The sequence below is a fragment of the Pedobacter sp. V48 genome (assembly GCF_000523515.1).
Classification (GTDB): Bacteria; Bacteroidota; Bacteroidia; order Sphingobacteriales; family Sphingobacteriaceae; genus Pedobacter.
Window position 1 is genome coordinate 130,972 of sequence record NZ_AWRU01000032.1, and the last position, 16,893, is coordinate 147,864.

At 37.8% G+C, this 16,893-nt stretch carries 14 protein-coding genes and 3 pseudogenes; 5 read left to right on the top strand and 12 right to left on the bottom strand.

Annotated elements, in window-relative coordinates; all coding sequences use genetic code 11:
• Window positions 1–169: 169 nt before the first annotated feature.
• The 6 genes and pseudogenes from N824_RS22530 to N824_RS22555 all read right to left on the bottom strand — a co-directional run bounded on the left by N824_RS22530 (window position 170) and on the right by N824_RS22555 (window position 6,684).
• Window positions 170–2,548: a ribonucleoside-diphosphate reductase subunit alpha gene (locus N824_RS22530; RefSeq protein ID WP_048907701.1), complete on the bottom strand. Its 2,379-nt coding sequence runs from the start codon at window positions 2,546–2,548 to the stop codon at window positions 170–172.
• Window positions 2,549–2,654: 106 nt separating this feature from the next.
• Window positions 2,655–3,631, bottom strand: a pseudogene (locus N824_RS37680) (ribonucleotide-diphosphate reductase subunit beta).
• A gap of 380 nt (window positions 3,632–4,011) precedes the next feature.
• On the bottom strand, window positions 4,012–4,419 hold the full coding sequence (locus N824_RS22540; protein WP_048907381.1) for a septal ring lytic transglycosylase RlpA family protein: 408 nt from the start codon (window positions 4,417–4,419) through the stop codon (window positions 4,012–4,014).
• A 136-nt stretch (window positions 4,420–4,555) separates the two neighbouring features.
• A complete protein-coding gene (locus N824_RS22545) occupies window positions 4,556–5,035 on the bottom strand; it encodes a methionine-R-sulfoxide reductase (protein ID WP_048907382.1) in 480 nt (159 codons plus the stop codon).
• A gap of 136 nt (window positions 5,036–5,171) precedes the next feature.
• Complete coding sequence (sucD, locus tag N824_RS22550) at window positions 5,172–6,044, bottom strand: succinate--CoA ligase subunit alpha (RefSeq protein WP_048907383.1); 873 nt, start codon at window positions 6,042–6,044, stop codon at window positions 5,172–5,174.
• Window positions 6,045–6,111: 67 nt separating this feature from the next.
• Window positions 6,112–6,684 carry a TMEM175 family protein gene (locus tag N824_RS22555; RefSeq protein WP_048907384.1) on the bottom strand — a complete coding sequence of 191 codons (573 nt, stop codon included), beginning with the start codon at window positions 6,682–6,684 and terminating at the stop codon, window positions 6,112–6,114.
• Window positions 6,685–6,780: 96 nt separating this feature from the next.
• On the opposite strand from N824_RS22555, the gene N824_RS22560 reads away from it, so the two are divergent.
• Window positions 6,781–7,212: a hypothetical protein gene (locus tag N824_RS22560; RefSeq protein ID WP_048907385.1), complete on the top strand. Its 432-nt coding sequence runs from the start codon at window positions 6,781–6,783 to the stop codon at window positions 7,210–7,212.
• Window positions 7,213–7,218: 6 nt separating this feature from the next.
• On the opposite strand, the gene N824_RS22565 is transcribed toward N824_RS22560, so the two are convergent.
• Both N824_RS22565 and dctA read right to left on the bottom strand, forming a co-directional pair.
• Complete coding sequence (locus N824_RS22565) at window positions 7,219–8,043, bottom strand: DUF1080 domain-containing protein (RefSeq protein WP_048907386.1); 825 nt, start codon at window positions 8,041–8,043, stop codon at window positions 7,219–7,221.
• A 44-nt stretch (window positions 8,044–8,087) separates the two neighbouring features.
• On the bottom strand, window positions 8,088–9,362 hold the full coding sequence (gene dctA, locus N824_RS22570; RefSeq protein WP_048907387.1) for a C4-dicarboxylate transporter DctA: 1,275 nt from the start codon (window positions 9,360–9,362) through the stop codon (window positions 8,088–8,090).
• Window positions 9,363–9,407: 45 nt separating this feature from the next.
• Between dctA and N824_RS22575 the strand changes: the two genes are divergently transcribed.
• The 3 genes from N824_RS22575 (at window position 9,408) to N824_RS22585 (ending at window position 10,754) form a co-directional block, all read left to right on the top strand.
• Window positions 9,408–9,674: a hypothetical protein gene (locus N824_RS22575; protein ID WP_048907388.1), complete on the top strand. Its 267-nt coding sequence runs from the start codon at window positions 9,408–9,410 to the stop codon at window positions 9,672–9,674.
• Window positions 9,675–10,247: a Crp/Fnr family transcriptional regulator gene (locus tag N824_RS22580; protein ID WP_048907389.1), complete on the top strand. Its 573-nt coding sequence runs from the start codon at window positions 9,675–9,677 to the stop codon at window positions 10,245–10,247.
• A 72-nt stretch (window positions 10,248–10,319) separates the two neighbouring features.
• Complete coding sequence (locus tag N824_RS22585; RefSeq protein ID WP_048907390.1) at window positions 10,320–10,754, top strand: carboxymuconolactone decarboxylase family protein; 435 nt, start codon at window positions 10,320–10,322, stop codon at window positions 10,752–10,754.
• Here the strand turns inward: N824_RS22585 and N824_RS34785 are convergent.
• Both N824_RS34785 and N824_RS22595 read right to left on the bottom strand, forming a co-directional pair.
• Window positions 10,755–11,219, bottom strand: a pseudogene (locus N824_RS34785) (gluconate 2-dehydrogenase subunit 3 family protein).
• Window positions 11,220–11,403: 184 nt separating this feature from the next.
• Window positions 11,404–13,137, bottom strand: a pseudogene (locus N824_RS22595) (GMC family oxidoreductase).
• Between the two features lie 267 nt (window positions 13,138–13,404).
• Here N824_RS22595 and N824_RS22600 point away from each other — a divergent pair.
• On the top strand, window positions 13,405–14,061 hold the full coding sequence (locus N824_RS22600) for a DsbA family oxidoreductase (protein WP_048907392.1): 657 nt from the start codon (window positions 13,405–13,407) through the stop codon (window positions 14,059–14,061).
• A gap of 285 nt (window positions 14,062–14,346) precedes the next feature.
• Here N824_RS22600 and N824_RS22605 read toward each other — a convergent pair whose 3' ends face one another.
• Together N824_RS22605 and truA are read right to left on the bottom strand one after the other, a co-directional pair.
• Complete coding sequence (locus tag N824_RS22605; RefSeq protein WP_048907393.1) at window positions 14,347–16,119, bottom strand: ABC transporter ATP-binding protein; 1,773 nt, start codon at window positions 16,117–16,119, stop codon at window positions 14,347–14,349.
• A 3-nt stretch (window positions 16,120–16,122) separates the two neighbouring features.
• Window positions 16,123–16,887 carry a tRNA pseudouridine(38-40) synthase TruA gene (truA, locus tag N824_RS22610; RefSeq protein WP_048907394.1) on the bottom strand — a complete coding sequence of 255 codons (765 nt, stop codon included), beginning with the start codon at window positions 16,885–16,887 and terminating at the stop codon, window positions 16,123–16,125.
• Window positions 16,888–16,893 lie beyond the last annotated feature (6 nt).

Consider the following 16,893-nt stretch of genomic DNA (forward strand, 5'->3'; position numbering starts at 1 on the left):
AATAGTCTAACCAAGTCTAAGAAGAGTCTGACCTGAGCTTGAGGTGAGTCTTACCTGTTTGCATCTCCAACTAGATTCCTTCATGGTTTATTAAATGAATCTGGATGAGGGAGCACAAAAAAAAAGAGCAGGTACCTGCTCTTTAAATATATTAATTATTAAATAGTTATTAACCTGAACAGCTGATGCAGCCTTCTTCCATCGAGCAAACCGGCCCTTCAACAATCTCTTCTGCACTTTGTTCAATATGCTCAGGAATTACCGGTTCCATGTTTTTACCTGCCTGGTTCTCCACTGTAAATTTAACAGCTTGAGAAGCAGCTTGAGTACGCAGATAATACATACCAGTTTTTAATCCTTTTTTCCAAGCATAGAAATGCATTGAAGTTAATTTAGAAGTATTTGGTGCATTAATGAATAAGTTTAAAGATTGAGATTGGCAGATGTAAGCACCTCTGTCAGCAGCCATATCAATAATGCTACGCATTTTTATTTCCCAAACTGTTTTGTATAATTCTTTAATGTAGTCAGGAATCTCAGCAATGTCCTGAATAGAACCGTTAGCTAAAATAATTCTGTCTTTCATAGCCGGAGTCCATAAACCTAAAGCTACAAGGTCTTTTAATAAGTGCTTATTAACAACAATAAACTCACCGCTCAATACCCTTCTGGTATAAATATTAGAAGTATATGGTTCAAAACACTCATTGTTACCCAAAATCTGAGAAGTAGAAGCTGTAGGCATTGGAGCAACAAGCAATGAATTGTAAACACCATCTTTAACCACTTTCTCACGCAAAGTTTCCCAATCCCATCTGCCACTATCTGGTTTCACATTCCAAAGGTCGAATTGGAATTTACCTTCAGATAAAGGAGATCCTTTAAATGTTTGGTAAGGACCATTTTTAACCGCAAGATCATGGGAAGCAGTCATTGCAGCAAAATAAATTGTTTCAAAGATTTCTTTGTTCAATTCACGCGCGCCTTCACTTTCAAAAGGCAGACGCATTAAAATAAAGGCATCAGCTAAACCTTGTACACCTAAACCAATTGGTCTGTGGCGCATGTTTGAATTTTTAGCCTCTTCTACCGGATAGTAGTTATAATCGATGATCTTGTTCAGGTTTAAAGTAGCCTGATAAGTAACATCATATAATTTTTGGTGATCAAATTCACCATTAATTACATATCTAGGTAAAGCTAAAGATGCAAGATTACAAACTGCGACTTCATCTTTAGATGTATACTCAATAATTTCTGTACAAAGATTAGAGCTCTTAATTGTACCCAGGTTTTGTTGATTAGACTTACTGTTCGCAGCATCTTTATACAACAAGTAAGGCGTACCTGTTTCAATTTGCGAATCAAGGATAGCAAACCATAATTCCTGAGCTTTTATAGTTTTACGTGCTCTTCCTTCTTTTTCATAACGCTCATATAAAGCATCAAATTCTTCACCAAAGCAATCAGCTAAACCGGGTGCTTCATGCGGACAGAACAAGCTCCAGTCGCCATTCTCTTCCACACGTCTCATAAACAAATCACAAACCCACAGTGCATAGAACAAATCACGCGCACGCAATTCTTCTTTACCATGGTTTTTACGCAAGTCTAAGAAGCTAAATACATCAGCATGCCAAGGCTCTAAATAAATTGCAAAAGCGCCTTTACGCTTACCTCCACCTTGATCTACATAACGTGCAGTATCGTTAAATACCTTTAGCATTGGTACAATACCATTACTTGTTCCGTTAGTGCCACCAATGTAAGATCCAGTAGCACGAATGTTATGGATGCTTAACCCAATACCACCGGCACTTTGAGATATCTTAGCTGTTTGTTTCAATGTGTCATAAATACCTTCAATACTATCGTCCTGCATGGTTAACAAGAAGCACGATGACATTTGAGGCTTAGGAGTAGCGGCATTAAATAAGGTCGGTGTAGCATGTGTAAACCAACGCTCGCTCATCAGGTTATAAGTAGCTATAGCACTTTCAATATCACCTTTATGGATCCCCACAGACACACGCATAAATAAATGCTGAGGGCGTTCAACTATCTGCCCGTCTACCTTTAACAGGTAAGATTTCTCAAGTGTTTTGAAACCGAAATAATCAAAACCAAAATCTCTGTCATATATAATTGTGCTATCAAGCGTGTCAGCATTTTCCTTAATTACTTCCCAAACATCATCAGCAATAAGAGATGCCGATTTACCTGTTTTAGAGTCAATATAATTATACAACATCTCCATCGTTTTAGAGAAAGATTTAGTTGTATTCTTATGAAGGTTAGATACAGCAATACGTGAAGCCAGTAAAGCATAATCTGGATGTTTGGTTGTTAAAGAGGCTGCGGTTTCAGCTGCAAGGTTATCCAATTCAGAAGTTGTAACCCCATCATATAAACCTTCAATCACCTTCTTGGCTACATCTATCGGATCTACAAGTTCAGCATTAAAACCATAGCATAACTTTTCAATACGGGCAGTTATTTTATCAAACCTTACCGCTTCCTTGCGGCCATCTCTTTTTATTACAAACATATTTTTCAGGTATTTATGGTGCATATTGGATTTGTGATGAGCAAACCCAGCATCGGCACCGAATTAATTATTTATTTATATTACTTATCGCCTAACCCGATAAGTTTTAAAAATCATCGTCTAAAGAGAAAGCCGCAGCTTTATCTTCTGTAGAAGTTAATACACCACTTTTCTGGTAATCACCAACTCTTTTCTCAAAGAAATTCGTTTTACCCTGTAGTGATATCATCTCCATAAAATCAAATGGATTGGTTGCATTATAGATCTTAGTATAACCAAGCTCTTGCACCCATCTGTCTGCAACAAACTCAATGTACTGCGACATCAGTTTTGCATTCATTCCAATCAGTGCCACAGGTAAGGCATCTGTAATAAATTCTTTTTCTATNTTCTRSWKMANNWWWAAYGMKRNCNTKAAYKYSWKSYTYARYAWKCNSTAYTSWTAAGCATACCATACAACAAACAAGCAAATTCGCAATGTGAACCCTCATCTCTGGAGATCAACTCATTACTGAATGTTAAACCTGGCATTAAGCCGCGTTTTTTTAACCAGAATATAGAACAGAAACTTCCGCTAAAGAAAATACCTTCAACAGCTGCAAAAGCTACTAAACGCTCAGCAAAATTACCACCTTCTATCCAACGTAACGCCCATTCCGCTTTTCTTTTAACACAAGGAACAGTCTCTATTGCGTGGAACAATCTATCCTTTTCATCAGGATCTTTTATATAAGTATCAATTAACAATGCATAAGTTTCTGAGTGGATGTTTTCCATCATGATCTGGAATCCGTAAAAGCAACGCGCTTCAGGCAACTGAACTTCACTCATAAAATTTACTGCAAGGTTTTCGTTTACAATACCATCACTGGCAGAGAAGAAAGCCAAAATATGAGAAATAAAATGTCTCTCGCCGTCATTTAGGTTATCCCAATGTTTCTGGTCATCAGAAAGATCAATTTCTTCTGCCGTCCAAAAACTAGCCTCACTCTTTTTATACATCTCCCAAATTGCCGGATATTTAATCGGTAAAAGAACAAAACGRYMTTTKWTTTCTYWTAWTNNTWCTTCTTCTTCTTGCATAAGCCTTTGTTTAACGTAGTGAATGATTGAACTATGAAAAACCCTTAATAAACGCTAACAGTCGACAAAACCATACTTAATTTAAAGATTTTAAAAGACTTGAATTTCTCTGACAACCTTAATCAACTAAATATTAAACCTTTAACTGAAAATCTACGTGTGATTTATTAAAGAATTTTACTTAAACAAATATAAAGTATGAGGCCTTTTTCGCAGAACAAAGTTGTTAACACGTTGTTAGATTTGGCTGTTTAAAAGATCAGATTTCAGTCATAATCAACCACCAAAAAAGCTAATTATTTCTTTTTAAGGGGATAGTAAAAACTTTTGAATGTTAATAATTTAAAAAAGCTGACTTTATATCCCCTAAAGTTTAAAAATTACTCGGTATCTGGCAGATAGGTAATTTCAAGTTTAGCAACCCCTTTTCCATAAAACCCAAGCTCTTTCGCAGCACCTTCAGAAAGGTCTATTTTGAATTTTCTGGAGTGCGGACCTCTGTCATTTATTTCCACATCCACAGATCTACCATTTGTTGGATTAGTAACCGTTACAATTGTCCCAAATGGCAAGGACATGTGAGCGGCAGTCATTTTTTTACCCCGATACCTTACACCGCTTGTAGTTCTTCGTCCTTCAAACTTCTTGGCGTAATATGTAGCGTAAACGGTTTTAGAGATTAATTTAGAAGATAGATTGGATGACGATCTTGCTGTTGTTTCAGGGGCCGATTCTGATGTCGTTCCGTCTGAAATATCTTGGGAAAAACCCATAAAAGAAATCAGCATACCGCATAACAATAAACAATACTTCATATTTACTATAGTTGGTGAACGTGCAAACATAAGTAAACTAAACACTTATAAACAAGTAATGCCCGACAAGTTATCATCGGGCATTATACTTATGTCATTCCAAAAGATTTTATTTCTTATCGGGCACAAAACTCATAGAAATCGAGTTCACACAGTTTCGTGTATTTTTAGATGTGAAGCCTTCTCCCAAAAACACATGACCCAAATGTGCTTTACAATTTGCACATACAATTTCTGTGCGTTGTCCATCTGCATCAGGTATCCTTAACACTGCCCCTTTTATTTCATCATCAAAACTTGGCCATCCGCAATGCGATTCAAATTTTGATTCTGAGCGGTACAATTTAGCATTACATCGTCTGCAGATATAGGTTCCTTTTTCTTTGTTATTCAACAACGCTCCGGTTCCCGGATATTCAGTACCCTTACGTACCATTACATCCTCTTCTTCTTTAGTTAATTTATTCCACTCCATATTATTGGTTGTTTTTTTGACTTCTTCTTTTTTGGGCTTTTGGGCACACGCTACAAAACTAGTTATCACTAACAAGCCCGCTAGCATAAATGTTTTATTGATTAAAGCTTTCATTTGCGTATTATTTAATACAAGGTACGAACTAAAGCTTCCTGCGGTTTCATAATTGAAGTAATAATAATGTCAGTTATAAAAAAAGCTCCGATGAATGATATCACCAGAGCCTTTGCACTATACAAGAAGATCTTTATTATTTCTTTAACAAGGCAGCCATAGCTTCCCCGATTTCAGCAGGACTTGCTACAACGTGAATACCGCATTCTGCCATGATTTTCATTTTTGCAGCAGCAGTATCATCTGCGCCACCAACAATTGCACCAGCATGTCCCATTCTACGTCCAGCAGGTGCAGTTTGACCAGCAATAAAGCCTACAACAGGTTTGGTACCATTTTCTTTAATCCAGCGGGCTGCTTCAGCTTCCATACCACCACCAATTTCACCAATCATGATGATACCTTCAGTTTCCGGATCGTTCATCAACAACTCAACCGCTTCTTTAGTAGTAGTGCCAATGATAGGATCACCACCAATACCAATAGCAGTAGTAATACCTAAACCTGCTTTTACTACCTGATCAACAGCTTCGTAAGTTAAAGTACCAGATTTAGAAACTACACCAACAGTACCTTTTTTAAAGATGAAACCTGGCATAATACCAATTTTAGCTTCATCAGCAGTGATAACACCTGGACAGTTAGGACCGATTAAACGACAATCTCTGTCAGAAATATATTCTTTAACCTGAATCATATCCTTAGTAGGAATACCTTCAGTAATACAAACGATAACTTTAATACCCGCTTCTGCAGCTTCCATAATAGCATCTGCAGCAAACGCAGGGGGAACAAATATAATAGATACATTAGCACCGGCCTTATCAACCGCATCCTTTACAGTATTAAATACTGGTTTATCTAAATGAGTTTGGCCACCTTTACCTGGTGTAACACCGCCAACAACGTTCGTTCCGTACTCAATCATTTGAGAAGCATGATAAGTACCCTCATTTCCTGTAAAGCCTTGAACAATAACTTTTGAATCCTTATTTACTAAAACACTCATGTATCTTTATTTTTTTGTGCAAACTTAGATAAAATAGTTTTCAATTACAATTTTATCCGCCTCTCCGTTAAGCTATCTTTTTTTCCACTCTTCTTTCAGGTATAAACCAGATTATTGCAATGAAAATATAACATGCTATGCCTACCCACGGGGTTATAAAACTGCCTCCAATTGCAACTACGTAAGCTAAGCAGGAAATAGTGTCCTTTATCGTTGTGCCAAATGTATTCGCAAACTCAGAATCTAGCCCATGTAACTTTTTTAATGTAGTTTCCAGAATAAAATAAGCCATGGCTGCCATAAACATTACACAACCATACATTACCACTGGCCAGGTTTCATAATGATTCTCTCCCATCCATGCGGTAGCAAAGGGGAACAGTGAGAGCCAGAAAAGCAGATGCAGGTTAGCCCACAATACCTTTCCATTAACCTTTTTAGCCAGCTGCATCATATGATGATGGTTGTTCCAATAGATACCAACAAAGATAAAGCTGAGCACATAACTCATAAAAATAGGAATGAGTGGCGTTAACGCCTGCAAAGAACTTCCATGGGGAACTTTCAGTTCCAAAACCATAATGGTGATAATGATAGCTAAAACGCCATCACTAAATGCTTCTAATCTGCTCTTATTCATAAATTAAAGATATATTAATTCAATATTTTTTCAAACTACGCCCAAATACTCATTTATTTGTAAGGCTAAGATCAACCTTATCGCAAAAAACACAATATGAAAACGCTTAAAATTTATTTTAAAATTCTGCAATCAGGAAATGGAAAATACCTCAAAACCAAAAGTGAGGTAAACAATCTTATTGTTGATGTGATTGACAGAAACCCAACCAAATCATCATCTGCAATAAGGGAAATAGCTATCGAGGACTTTAAAAATAATGATAAAGCTCAAAGAATATTATGTACAAGCGCCCGCTTCTTTATTCAAAGCATTTCTGACATTGAAGTTGCCATCACTTTCTTACCGCAGGAAAAATTAGCACAGGAGCAATTTTACACTCAATGGAGATATGTTCAAAAATCTGAACCGTACAGGCTTGTACAGTATTTAGATGAAAACAGGCTTGTGGTATACAGCGAAAAAACAAAAGTGCTGCATACCGTAAAGCTCGACAAAGATGTTTCTGTAATAGTTGAAGAAGAATAACTCTTTTTAGTTCTTAGCAGGTCTCTTTACCCCGGACAAATCTTTTATTTCGATGTTTTTAAAGTCAACAGGCTGGCCTTCGCTTTGCAGAGCGATAAAGCCACTGCTTAATAGTTTACCATCTATTTTGATTTTAGGATCATATCCATTTGCTACGCCTCCACCGATCTGGGGTTTAGAGTATTGCAATACTGTATCACCATTAATAATATGGGTGATTAAAGAATCGCCAAGAACAATCAACTCTCCTCGTACCCACTGATCGCCATCATATGTTTTTGACGTAGAGTTTAAGCAGTGTGAATCTGCTATTTTTCCTTTATAAACCACATTGGTTCCCGGTGAGCACATATTACCCGTAGGTCTTGGATTTCCATCACCCAGGCCAGCAAGAAGTTGCATCTCGATAGAGATTGGCCAATCCTGCTCTTTTAACATTGTTCTCGGATCCTGCGAATGAAACATTACACCGCTATTTAATAAAGTATAATCAGGGGCGCCTTTTTGCAATTTTCCTACAAAACGATATTCAAATTTCAAGTGATAATAGGAGAAGGGTGTTTTATAATACAGGTGTGCAAACTGATCATTAAAATCTCCATATTGATCATAACGTACCTTGATAATACCATCTTCAACCCTAAAAGTATTTCCAAAATTCACGCCAAATTCATGATGATGCACCTTTACAAACCAATCCTTAATATCTTTACCATTAAACAAAGGAACCCAACCTTTTTTGTCATCAGATTGGTTTGAGCTTTGCTTAATCCCTCCGCAGCCGGCAAAGATAAAACAAGAAATCAGGGCTATAAATGTGCATTTTTTCATATTGCGTGTGGTTTATTTAGTTGCAGGCAAAATACAATAAAAAATTAAATATCCGATTCCTCCATACTTTCAATGGAAGCAGGTTGAATTGCAAGCTTATATTTCTCTTCATCAAATTCGTTTTCGCTTTTGGCAATTACAATCGTTGCAATTCCATTTCCAATCATATTTGTTATAGCCCTGGCCTCAGACATAAACCTATCTACTCCTATTAAAATCCCTATATGTTCAACCGGCATTAGTCTCAAAGCGGTTAAGGTAGACACTAATACAATAAACCCACTGCCAGTAACTCCGGCAGCTCCTTTTGATGTGACCATCAAAACTGCAAGCACCCCCAGCTGTTCTCCTATGGAAAGATTTACATTAAAGACCTGACACAAAAATATAACTGCCATAGAAAGATAAATTGCTGTTCCATCCAGATTAAAGGAATAACCGGTGGGTATAACCAAACCAACAACAGATTTATCACAACCAATGGCTTCCATTTTCTTCATCATACTAGGTAAAACAGACTCAGAAGAGGAAGTACCTAAAACAATCAGAATCTCCTGTCGGATATATTTCAAATACTGCAATAAGCTAAATTTATAAAACCTGCAGATGGCGTTTAATACTACAAAAATGAATAAGAAACAGGTTAGGTAAACGGAGCCCATTAGCTTCGCCATAGGCAACAGCGTTTTTAATCCATAGGTACCTATGCTAAATGCCATCCCTCCAAAGGCGCCCAATGGAGCAAGCCGCATCACTATCTTCATGATATTAAAAAACACCTTTGCCATTTTATCAAAAAAACTAAGCAATGGCTGGCCACTTTCGCCAAGCTTGTTTAAGCCATAACCAAATAAAATGGCAAAAAAGAGTATCTGTAAAATATCTCCTTTACTAAAGGCCTCAAAAACATTATGAGGTATTATGTTGGCAAAAAATTCTAACCAATTAATTTTACCGGCTTGTTCAGTATATGCTTTTATTTTACTCACATCTCCGGTTGCAGGGTGAACACCGATTCCTGGCTTTAATAAATTTGCAACCACCATTCCAATTAAAATGGCTACAGTAGTAACCACCTCAAAATATAAAAGGGCTTTCCCTCCAACACGTCCAACTTTCTTCATATCGCCCATATGGGCTATGCCCAGAACTATTGTTAAAAATATGATGGGGGCAATGAGCATACTAATCATTTTAATGAAACTCTGGCTTATAAGTTCAGCATGCGGGGCGAAATCCGGGAAAAAAGTACCGACAATAATGCCCAAAGCAATCGCCACTAAAACCTGAAAAGTAAGATTCGAAAGGATAGATTTCATTATACTATAATAGTGAAATTTTGTTTAATGTATTAGCTTTATGGCATGGAAAGCGAAAACAAAAATCCCTACGTCCAGTTCAACGGTAAAATCCTAAAGGACTGGAAAGACAATGGAGTAAAATACATCAAGCTCGTGGAGCTGGAAACTGACCTTACTATTAAATTTTTCGAGCTTATTCCGGATTCTGAAATTCCTGATTCGGGCGAAACCATATATCACATAGAATCAGATGATATTACCGAGCTTTTAGAACCGGTAACTAAAGTGAAATTTCTAGTACACGAAATCTATCTTGAAGAGGAGGAGTAAATGTATCCTGAACTTTTAGCCCACATTAAAAGATATATCAAGCTTGAGTTAAATGAAGAGCAATTGTTATGCAACAGCATCGAGCTTAAAATACTTAAAAAGAAAGAGTATCTTCTGGAAGCGGGTAAATTATGCAAGGGAGATTATTTTATTATCAAGGGCTGTTTAAGGCAATTCTATATTAATAAAAAACTGAACGAGCAGATTATAAACTTTGGTCTAGAAAACTGGTGGATAGCAGATCAGGACAGCCTACTGAATAAACAACCATCTACAACCAATATCCAGGCTATAGAACCTTCAGAACTTTTGTTTCTGAGTGAAAAGAATAAAACCGTCTTGTTCGAAAAAATACCTCGATTGGAAAGCTACTTCCGCATAATGATGCAAAAAGCATTTGTTGCTTCACAACGCCGGGTAGGCTATATTTTTAACCAAACTGAAGAGGAACGCTACAGACATTTCTCAAGTTTATTCCCTGATTTCATGCAACGCGTACCACAATACATGTTAGCTTCATATCTCGGCTTTACTCCGCAATTTCTTAGTCGCTTAAGAGCTAAAAAGCAGTAAGTTTTCTTAACCACAGTTCATTTTTATGAGGCACTTTATTGCTCAACTTTGGTAAAACAAAAACAAATAGTTATGAGTAATAGAATTAGAATTAACCAGGTAGAGCCGGCGGCTTACAGAGCAATGTTGGCCTTTGATAGCTATGTAGAACAAAGTAATCTTACAACTAAACACAAAGATCTCATCAAAATAAGGGCCTCACAAATTAATGGATGTGCCTACTGTATTGATCTGCACACCCGCGATGCACGCAAAGCAGGTGAAACAGAACAAAGAATTTATGCCCTTAATGCATGGAGAGAAACTCCATTTTTTGATGAGCAAGAGCGTGCCTTGTTAGCACTTACAGAAGAAGTAACCTTCATTAGCAACAAAGTATCTAATGAAACCTACAATAGTGCGGCTACAGTTTTTGACCATGTTTACCTTGCTCAGATAATCATGGCCATAATTAGCATCAATGCATGGAATAGAATTGGGATCAGCACCGGAATGGAGCCGAAATAACTACACCCCTTCCATACCATATTGCTTCAGCACATCAGCCGGCACACCTTCCCAACGGTTAGGTACATTGCCAACATAACCGAGATCCTTAATACCGATCTCGGTTGTAAAGAAGCCTGAAGCAGTAAGGTCACGCATCAAACTAAAGAAAGCCACGCCTTGCTGCATTCCTGGTTTTACTTTCTTTGGATATGCAATATCATCAACCATCTCAATTTGCTGAGTTGAAGATGCGTCTTTAAAAGTTTTCTGATAACGGTTTAAGCATTGCAGATCAAGCCACTTTAGCCCACCACGCATCGGAGTTTGATGTCCTGGCATATCCTTAACAATAAACTCAATAAAATCAGGGACTTTTGCATCCGAAGCGCTTCCTGACTTGTCATCCTTAGGAATAATAATATCCGCTAAAAGCGTTATTGTTNKYCMTNWKSATGWYMMGTMARRAASYKCMATGAATTTAATTTTTTATCACGTTCTACTTCAAACTCCTGTCTCCCAGGCTGGGCTTCGCCATCAGCACCTTTGGCAACAACTTCCGGTTCTTTTCCCGGTTTACAGGCTTCAAGTACCACACCTGCGCTAATTGCAGTAAGGCCCAAAGCTTTTAATGAATCACGTCTGTTCATATGTATCGATTTGAGATCAGCTAATGTTTAAATTTTTMYKYTSTTCNMRAWYKTANCTCAGCAGTACGCATAGAAAGGGCAAGAATTGTCCAGGTAGCATTTTTATCACCTTGTTGTACAAAAGGAGCAGCATCTACTACAAAAAGATTTTTACAATCATGAGCCTGACACCATCTGTTTAATGCAGATTTTTTAGGGTCATCGCCCATTCTTACTGTACCAACTTCGTGGATAATTTTACCGGGCGCCTCTAATCCGTAGTTTGTTTCTGCACCAGGAGGCTCAGAGGCTACAGCTCCCATTGCATGCATAATTTCTTTAAATGTTTCCTGCATGTGCTTGGCTTGTTTTACCTCTTCAGGGGCCCATTTATAGTTAAATCTAAGTACAGGTATTCCGTATTTATCAACTACACTTGGGTCTATTTCGCAATAATTACTTTCTCTGGCGATAGCGGTTCCCCTGCCTGCCATCCAAACTCCGGTTCCATAAAAACGTCTATAGTCATCTTTCAACCCAGCACCATATCCACCGGCTTCTTTCATTTTACCATCCCTGCCAGGTATAGACCCATTCATACCCTCTATTCCCGAGCCAAATCCGTAACCAGGCATATCAAGTCCACCACCATATTCTATGTGATACCCTCGGGGGAAATCAAGTTTTTTATTATCAAGCCACCATGGGGAATAGATATGTATACTCCCTGCACCATCTTCATTATATCTTTTACGATCTACCAGCTGAGGCAGATATCCACCCATACTAGCTCCGGTAGAATCATGCAGGTATTTACCAACTATCCCACTACTATTTGCCAATCCATCCGGATGGGCAGCAGATTTAGAGTTAAGTAACAATCTTGCAGACTCACAGGCACTCGCCCCCAGAATAACGGTTTTGCCGTTTACCTGATATTCTTGCATATCCTTTGTATTTACATAAGATACTCCCGTTGCTTTCCCGCTCTTATCAGTTAACACCTCTCTTACCATCGCATTGGTAATAACAGTTAGATTTCCTGTTTTTACTGCGGGAATTACCAGGCAAGACGATGATGAAAAGTCGGCATAAACTTTACATGATCTTCCGCACTGGCCGCAATAAAAGCATTGCCCCCGATCTTTATTGTCTTTTAATCCTTCGGTAAGCACAGAACCTCTACCAGGGATTACCGTTACCCCAACTTTTTGAGCAGCTTTCTTTATAAATAACTCGTTAAGCCTTGGTTTTGGAGGCGTCATAAATATCCCATCTGGCTCACTTTCTATACCCTCCACTGTACCATAAAGGCCAATCATTCTATCTACCTTATCGTAAAAAGGTTTTAGCTCCTGGTAAGTAATAGGCCATGGATCAGTAAGTCCATCTTTAGGTTTAAAATCATCCGGTCCCATTCTCAAAGAGATACGACCCCAGTGATTTGTTCTTCCACCAAGCATTCTGGAACGAAACCAGGCAAACTCCGAATTATTCTTCTGAGTATAAGGTTCTCCATCTAGTTCCCATCCGCCATAAGCAGCATCAAAATCACCAAAGTGTCGGGTAGTACCCGCCCCTCTTCTTGGCGATTCCCATGGCCACTTCAGTTGTTGAGAGTCTATTCTCGGATCAAAATAAGCACCAGCTTCCAGCATTAAAACTTTCAAACCTGCATTGGCAAGTACATATCCGGTCATACCTCCTCCGGCGCCTGATCCTACAATGACAGCATCATATTCGACGCCCGATTTCTTGATTTCAAATTCGCTCATTTATAATTTGATTTTTTTTAAAATAACGATTTACGGGGCATTTTATTCCCAAAACCATCGTCTGTAACAACAATAATGGCTTAGGCTAAAATAAGCTCTTAATAATAAGTAATATACAAATTTTAACAATCCACAGAAAAATTAGAACTTATTTATAACCACTCTAATTAAAGTCCGCCATAATTCATCGAGCTAACATTAATCATACAAAACTCATAATTAACAACATAACTCTATAAATAAATCCATATGTCTAAATTTGCTACAATGAAAGTAGATATTTGGTCGGACGTGCGTTGCCCGTTCTGTTATATAGGAAAAAGAAAATTTGAAGCCGCTCTGGAACAATTTGAGCATAAGGATAATGTTGAAGTTGAATGGCATAGCTACGAACTTGATCCACATGCTGAAACTGCTCCGGAAATTAGTTCTTATGATCATCTTGCCAACAGATATGGCAGGTCAAGAGAATGGGCTATAGAAACTCATGAGCATGTAACAGAAACCGCTGCTGCAGTAGGTTTAGATTTCAATTTTGACATCTCGGTTGTAGCAAATTCTTTTGATGCCCACAGATTAATTCAACTCGCAAAGTCAATTGGACTGGGCAATGAAGCCGAAGAACAATTATTTAAAGCCCATTTTACAGATGGCATTAATATCAGTGATCATCAATCACTAATTGAAATAGGCGAAAAGATTGGTCTCGACAAATTCTCTGTACAAACTATGTTGAACGGGACCGATTTTACAGACGAAGTAAGATATGATGAAAACGCAGCCCAAACCATCGGGATTAAAGGGGTTCCGTTTTTTATATTTAATCAGAAACTAGCTGTATCAGGAGCACAATCACCAGAAACATTTTTAGGTGCATTGACTCAGGCATTTCAAAATAATACCGAAAATAATATTGAAAAATAAGCATTCTCTTCAAAGTCTGGAATCTTTTGCCCCTGAAAAAGGGACAAAATTTCCTAGGCCTTTTCTGAGAAACTGATTTTTCAGGAAAACCCACCGTCTATTTAGCGAGGCCACAAACACTTCCAATACTTTATTTTAAACCTACTCGCATATAGCCATATTGCATAGCTAGTACATCTTGCATAACTTATTTTCCAGAAAAAATCCTTGTTCTTCCAAGACATCCAGGTTTTTTCCCTTCAAAAATCTGAGGATGAGAAGAATCAAGAATTTTTTCCTCTTGTTTTAAACAGAGGTAGAAATGCCGGTAGAGTTAAATTGCAAATCGTACAATTTCTTGTAATACCCATCAAGTTTAAGTAATTGCTGATGTGTTCCCATTTCCTTGATCTCGCCCTTCTCCAATACAAGAATTTTATCTGCTTTCTGTATAGTTGACAGGCGGTGTGCAATCACAATAGAAGTACGTCCCTTCATTAAGTTCTCAATAGCTCGTTGAATAAGCATTTCCGTTTCCGTATCTACAGAGGATGTAGCCTCATCAAGCACAAGAATAGCTGGATCGTAAACCAGCGCTCTGATAAAAGAAATCAATTGTGCCTGCCCAGCAGATAATGTTGCACCACGCTCCATCACATTGTACTGATAGCTACCCGGTAATCGTTCAATAAAATCATGAGCCCCTACTTTTTTTGCGGCATCAACAACCTCTTCCATCGTAATCGCATCATTATTGAGCGTTATATTATTAAAAATAGTATCCGAAAAGAGGAAAACGTCCTGCAACACAGTAGCAATTTTATTCCTTAAATAACTTAATTCATAATCTTGGATCCTTGTCCGATCAACTTTAATCTCTCCTTTTTGAATTTCGTAAAAACGGTTCAAAATATTTATTGTCGAGGATTTCCCGGCACCGGTTGCTCCAACTAGTGCAACTGTCTTACCTGCTTCAACTTCAAAAGATATATCTTTCAATACATAATTCTCATCATTATACGCAAACCAAACCTTTTCAAAAGAGATATTACCTTTCATGATTTCAGGAGCATAAGTACCTTTATTCTCTGTAACCTCATTCGTGTCCAAAACCTTAAATACACGTTCGGCACCAACCATACCCATTTGCAGGGTATTAAACTTATCCGCGAGCTCACGGATTGGTCTGAAAAGCATACCGATGTACATAATGAACTCCGTAATAATACCCGGCTTAATTGTTGGATTGCTAAGGATCGTTCTGGCTCCATACCATACTAACAAACCAAGCGACATAGCAGAAATAATTTCCACTACAGGAAAAAATATGGAATAATACCAGTTAGAGCGAATGTTCGCATCGCGATAGCGGCCATTAATTTTCAAAAACTTATTATACTCTTGTTTCTCTCTGGCAAAATATTGAATAATTGAAACCCCGGTAATATGTTCTTGCAGATAGGTATTCAAGTTAGATACTTCCGTTCTGATTTCCTGAAAGGCAGATTTAATTGCTTTCTGAAAAATTGAAGTAGCGATAATGAGTAAAGGCATTGGTAGTAAAACCACAAGTGTTAAGGCCCAATCCTCATATACCATCACGCCTATGATCACAATCACCATTAAAATATCGCCGATAATTACAATTAAACCTTCCGAGAAAATTTCGGCAATGGTTTCGAGATCCGAAACCGTCCGGGTAATTAACTGACCAATAGGTGTATTGTCAAAGTACTTCAATCGCAATTTGGTAATATGATTAAACACATTTATCCTTAAATCACGAATTGCCGACTGCCCCAGCGTATTTGTAAGTAGGGTGTGACTATACTGTACCCCGGTTTGAACAACAAGCAGGATAAGCATTAGTATAGTCATATTTAATAACCCGATGTAATCTCCCGTAACAATATGATGATCCAGTGTGTACCCAATAAGAATTGGTCTTAATGGCGCAAGTACGGCAAGGAGTATAGTAAGGATTACCGAAATTATAAAGATGCGCTGATACGGCTTTACATATTGAAAAACCCTTTTCAACAACCCTACATTAATTACATCACCGGTTATTTTAGACATATTTTATTTTACAAAGGGGTAGATTACGCTTACAAGATACAAACCACATGCAGGTACTGACTGTCCGGCATTACTTCTGTTCTTGCTTTCTATTATTTCTTTAAACTGTTCCAGGTTAATTTCGTTTTTACCAATCCGCACCAAGGTACCAACAATTGCGCGAACCATATTTCTTAAAAAGCGATCTGCTCTGATGGTAAACAATAAAGAATCATCCTTTACCTGAAAATGTGCTTCGGTAATTTTACAATTATTGGTAAATGTTTGAGTATTAGATTTACTGAAACAAGAGAAATCTGTATGTTTCAACAAAATTTCTGCGGCCTCATTCATTGCAGCAACATCAAGATCTCCTCTATATAGCCACGACCTATCTAGCTTAAATGGATCTTTATGAAAATGTATATGATAGTGATAAGCTCTTTCTGTTGCACCAAAACGCGCATGGGCCGCATTTTCAACCTCAAAAATACGTTTCACTGATATTTGGTATGGCAATAGAGAATTTATACCAATAACAGAACGCTCAAAATTTAGTGGTTTAACCTCATTCGTTTTGTCATCTTGTACGATATCAAAGTGCGCATAAAATTGGGTAGCGTGTACACCTGCATCTGTCCGGCCGCAGCCAAGTGTACTTATAGGTTGCCTAAAATATGTGGACAGCGCCTTGTCCAGGCATTCCTGTACAGTAACGGCATTAGGCTGTACTTGCCAGCCATGATAACTTGTTCCGTTGTACGACAATTCAATAAAATACCGTTGCATATTCAA

Coding starts and splice junctions, on each gene's coding strand:
- N824_RS22530 (WP_048907701.1), bottom strand. CDS start 2,548: ATGTTTGTAATAAAAAGAGATGGCCGCAAGGAAGCGGTAAGGTTTGAT.
- N824_RS22540 (WP_048907381.1), bottom strand. CDS start 4,419: ATGCTGATTTCTTTTATGGGTTTTTCCCAAGATATTTCAGACGGAACG.
- N824_RS22545 (WP_048907382.1), bottom strand. CDS start 5,035: ATGAAAGCTTTAATCAATAAAACATTTATGCTAGCGGGCTTGTTAGTG.
- sucD (WP_048907383.1), bottom strand. CDS start 6,044: ATGAGTGTTTTAGTAAATAAGGATTCAAAAGTTATTGTTCAAGGCTTT.
- N824_RS22555 (WP_048907384.1), bottom strand. CDS start 6,684: ATGAATAAGAGCAGATTAGAAGCATTTAGTGATGGCGTTTTAGCTATC.
- N824_RS22560 (WP_048907385.1), top strand. CDS start 6,781: ATGAAAACGCTTAAAATTTATTTTAAAATTCTGCAATCAGGAAATGGA.
- N824_RS22565 (WP_048907386.1), bottom strand. CDS start 8,043: ATGAAAAAATGCACATTTATAGCCCTGATTTCTTGTTTTATCTTTGCC.
- dctA (WP_048907387.1), bottom strand. CDS start 9,362: ATGAAATCTATCCTTTCGAATCTTACTTTTCAGGTTTTAGTGGCGATT.
- N824_RS22575 (WP_048907388.1), top strand. CDS start 9,408: ATGGAAAGCGAAAACAAAAATCCCTACGTCCAGTTCAACGGTAAAATC.
- N824_RS22580 (WP_048907389.1), top strand. CDS start 9,675: ATGTATCCTGAACTTTTAGCCCACATTAAAAGATATATCAAGCTTGAG.
- N824_RS22585 (WP_048907390.1), top strand. CDS start 10,320: ATGAGTAATAGAATTAGAATTAACCAGGTAGAGCCGGCGGCTTACAGA.
- N824_RS22600 (WP_048907392.1), top strand. CDS start 13,405: ATGAAAGTAGATATTTGGTCGGACGTGCGTTGCCCGTTCTGTTATATA.
- N824_RS22605 (WP_048907393.1), bottom strand. CDS start 16,119: ATGTCTAAAATAACCGGTGATGTAATTAATGTAGGGTTGTTGAAAAGG.
- truA (WP_048907394.1), bottom strand. CDS start 16,887: ATGCAACGGTATTTTATTGAATTGTCGTACAACGGAACAAGTTATCAT.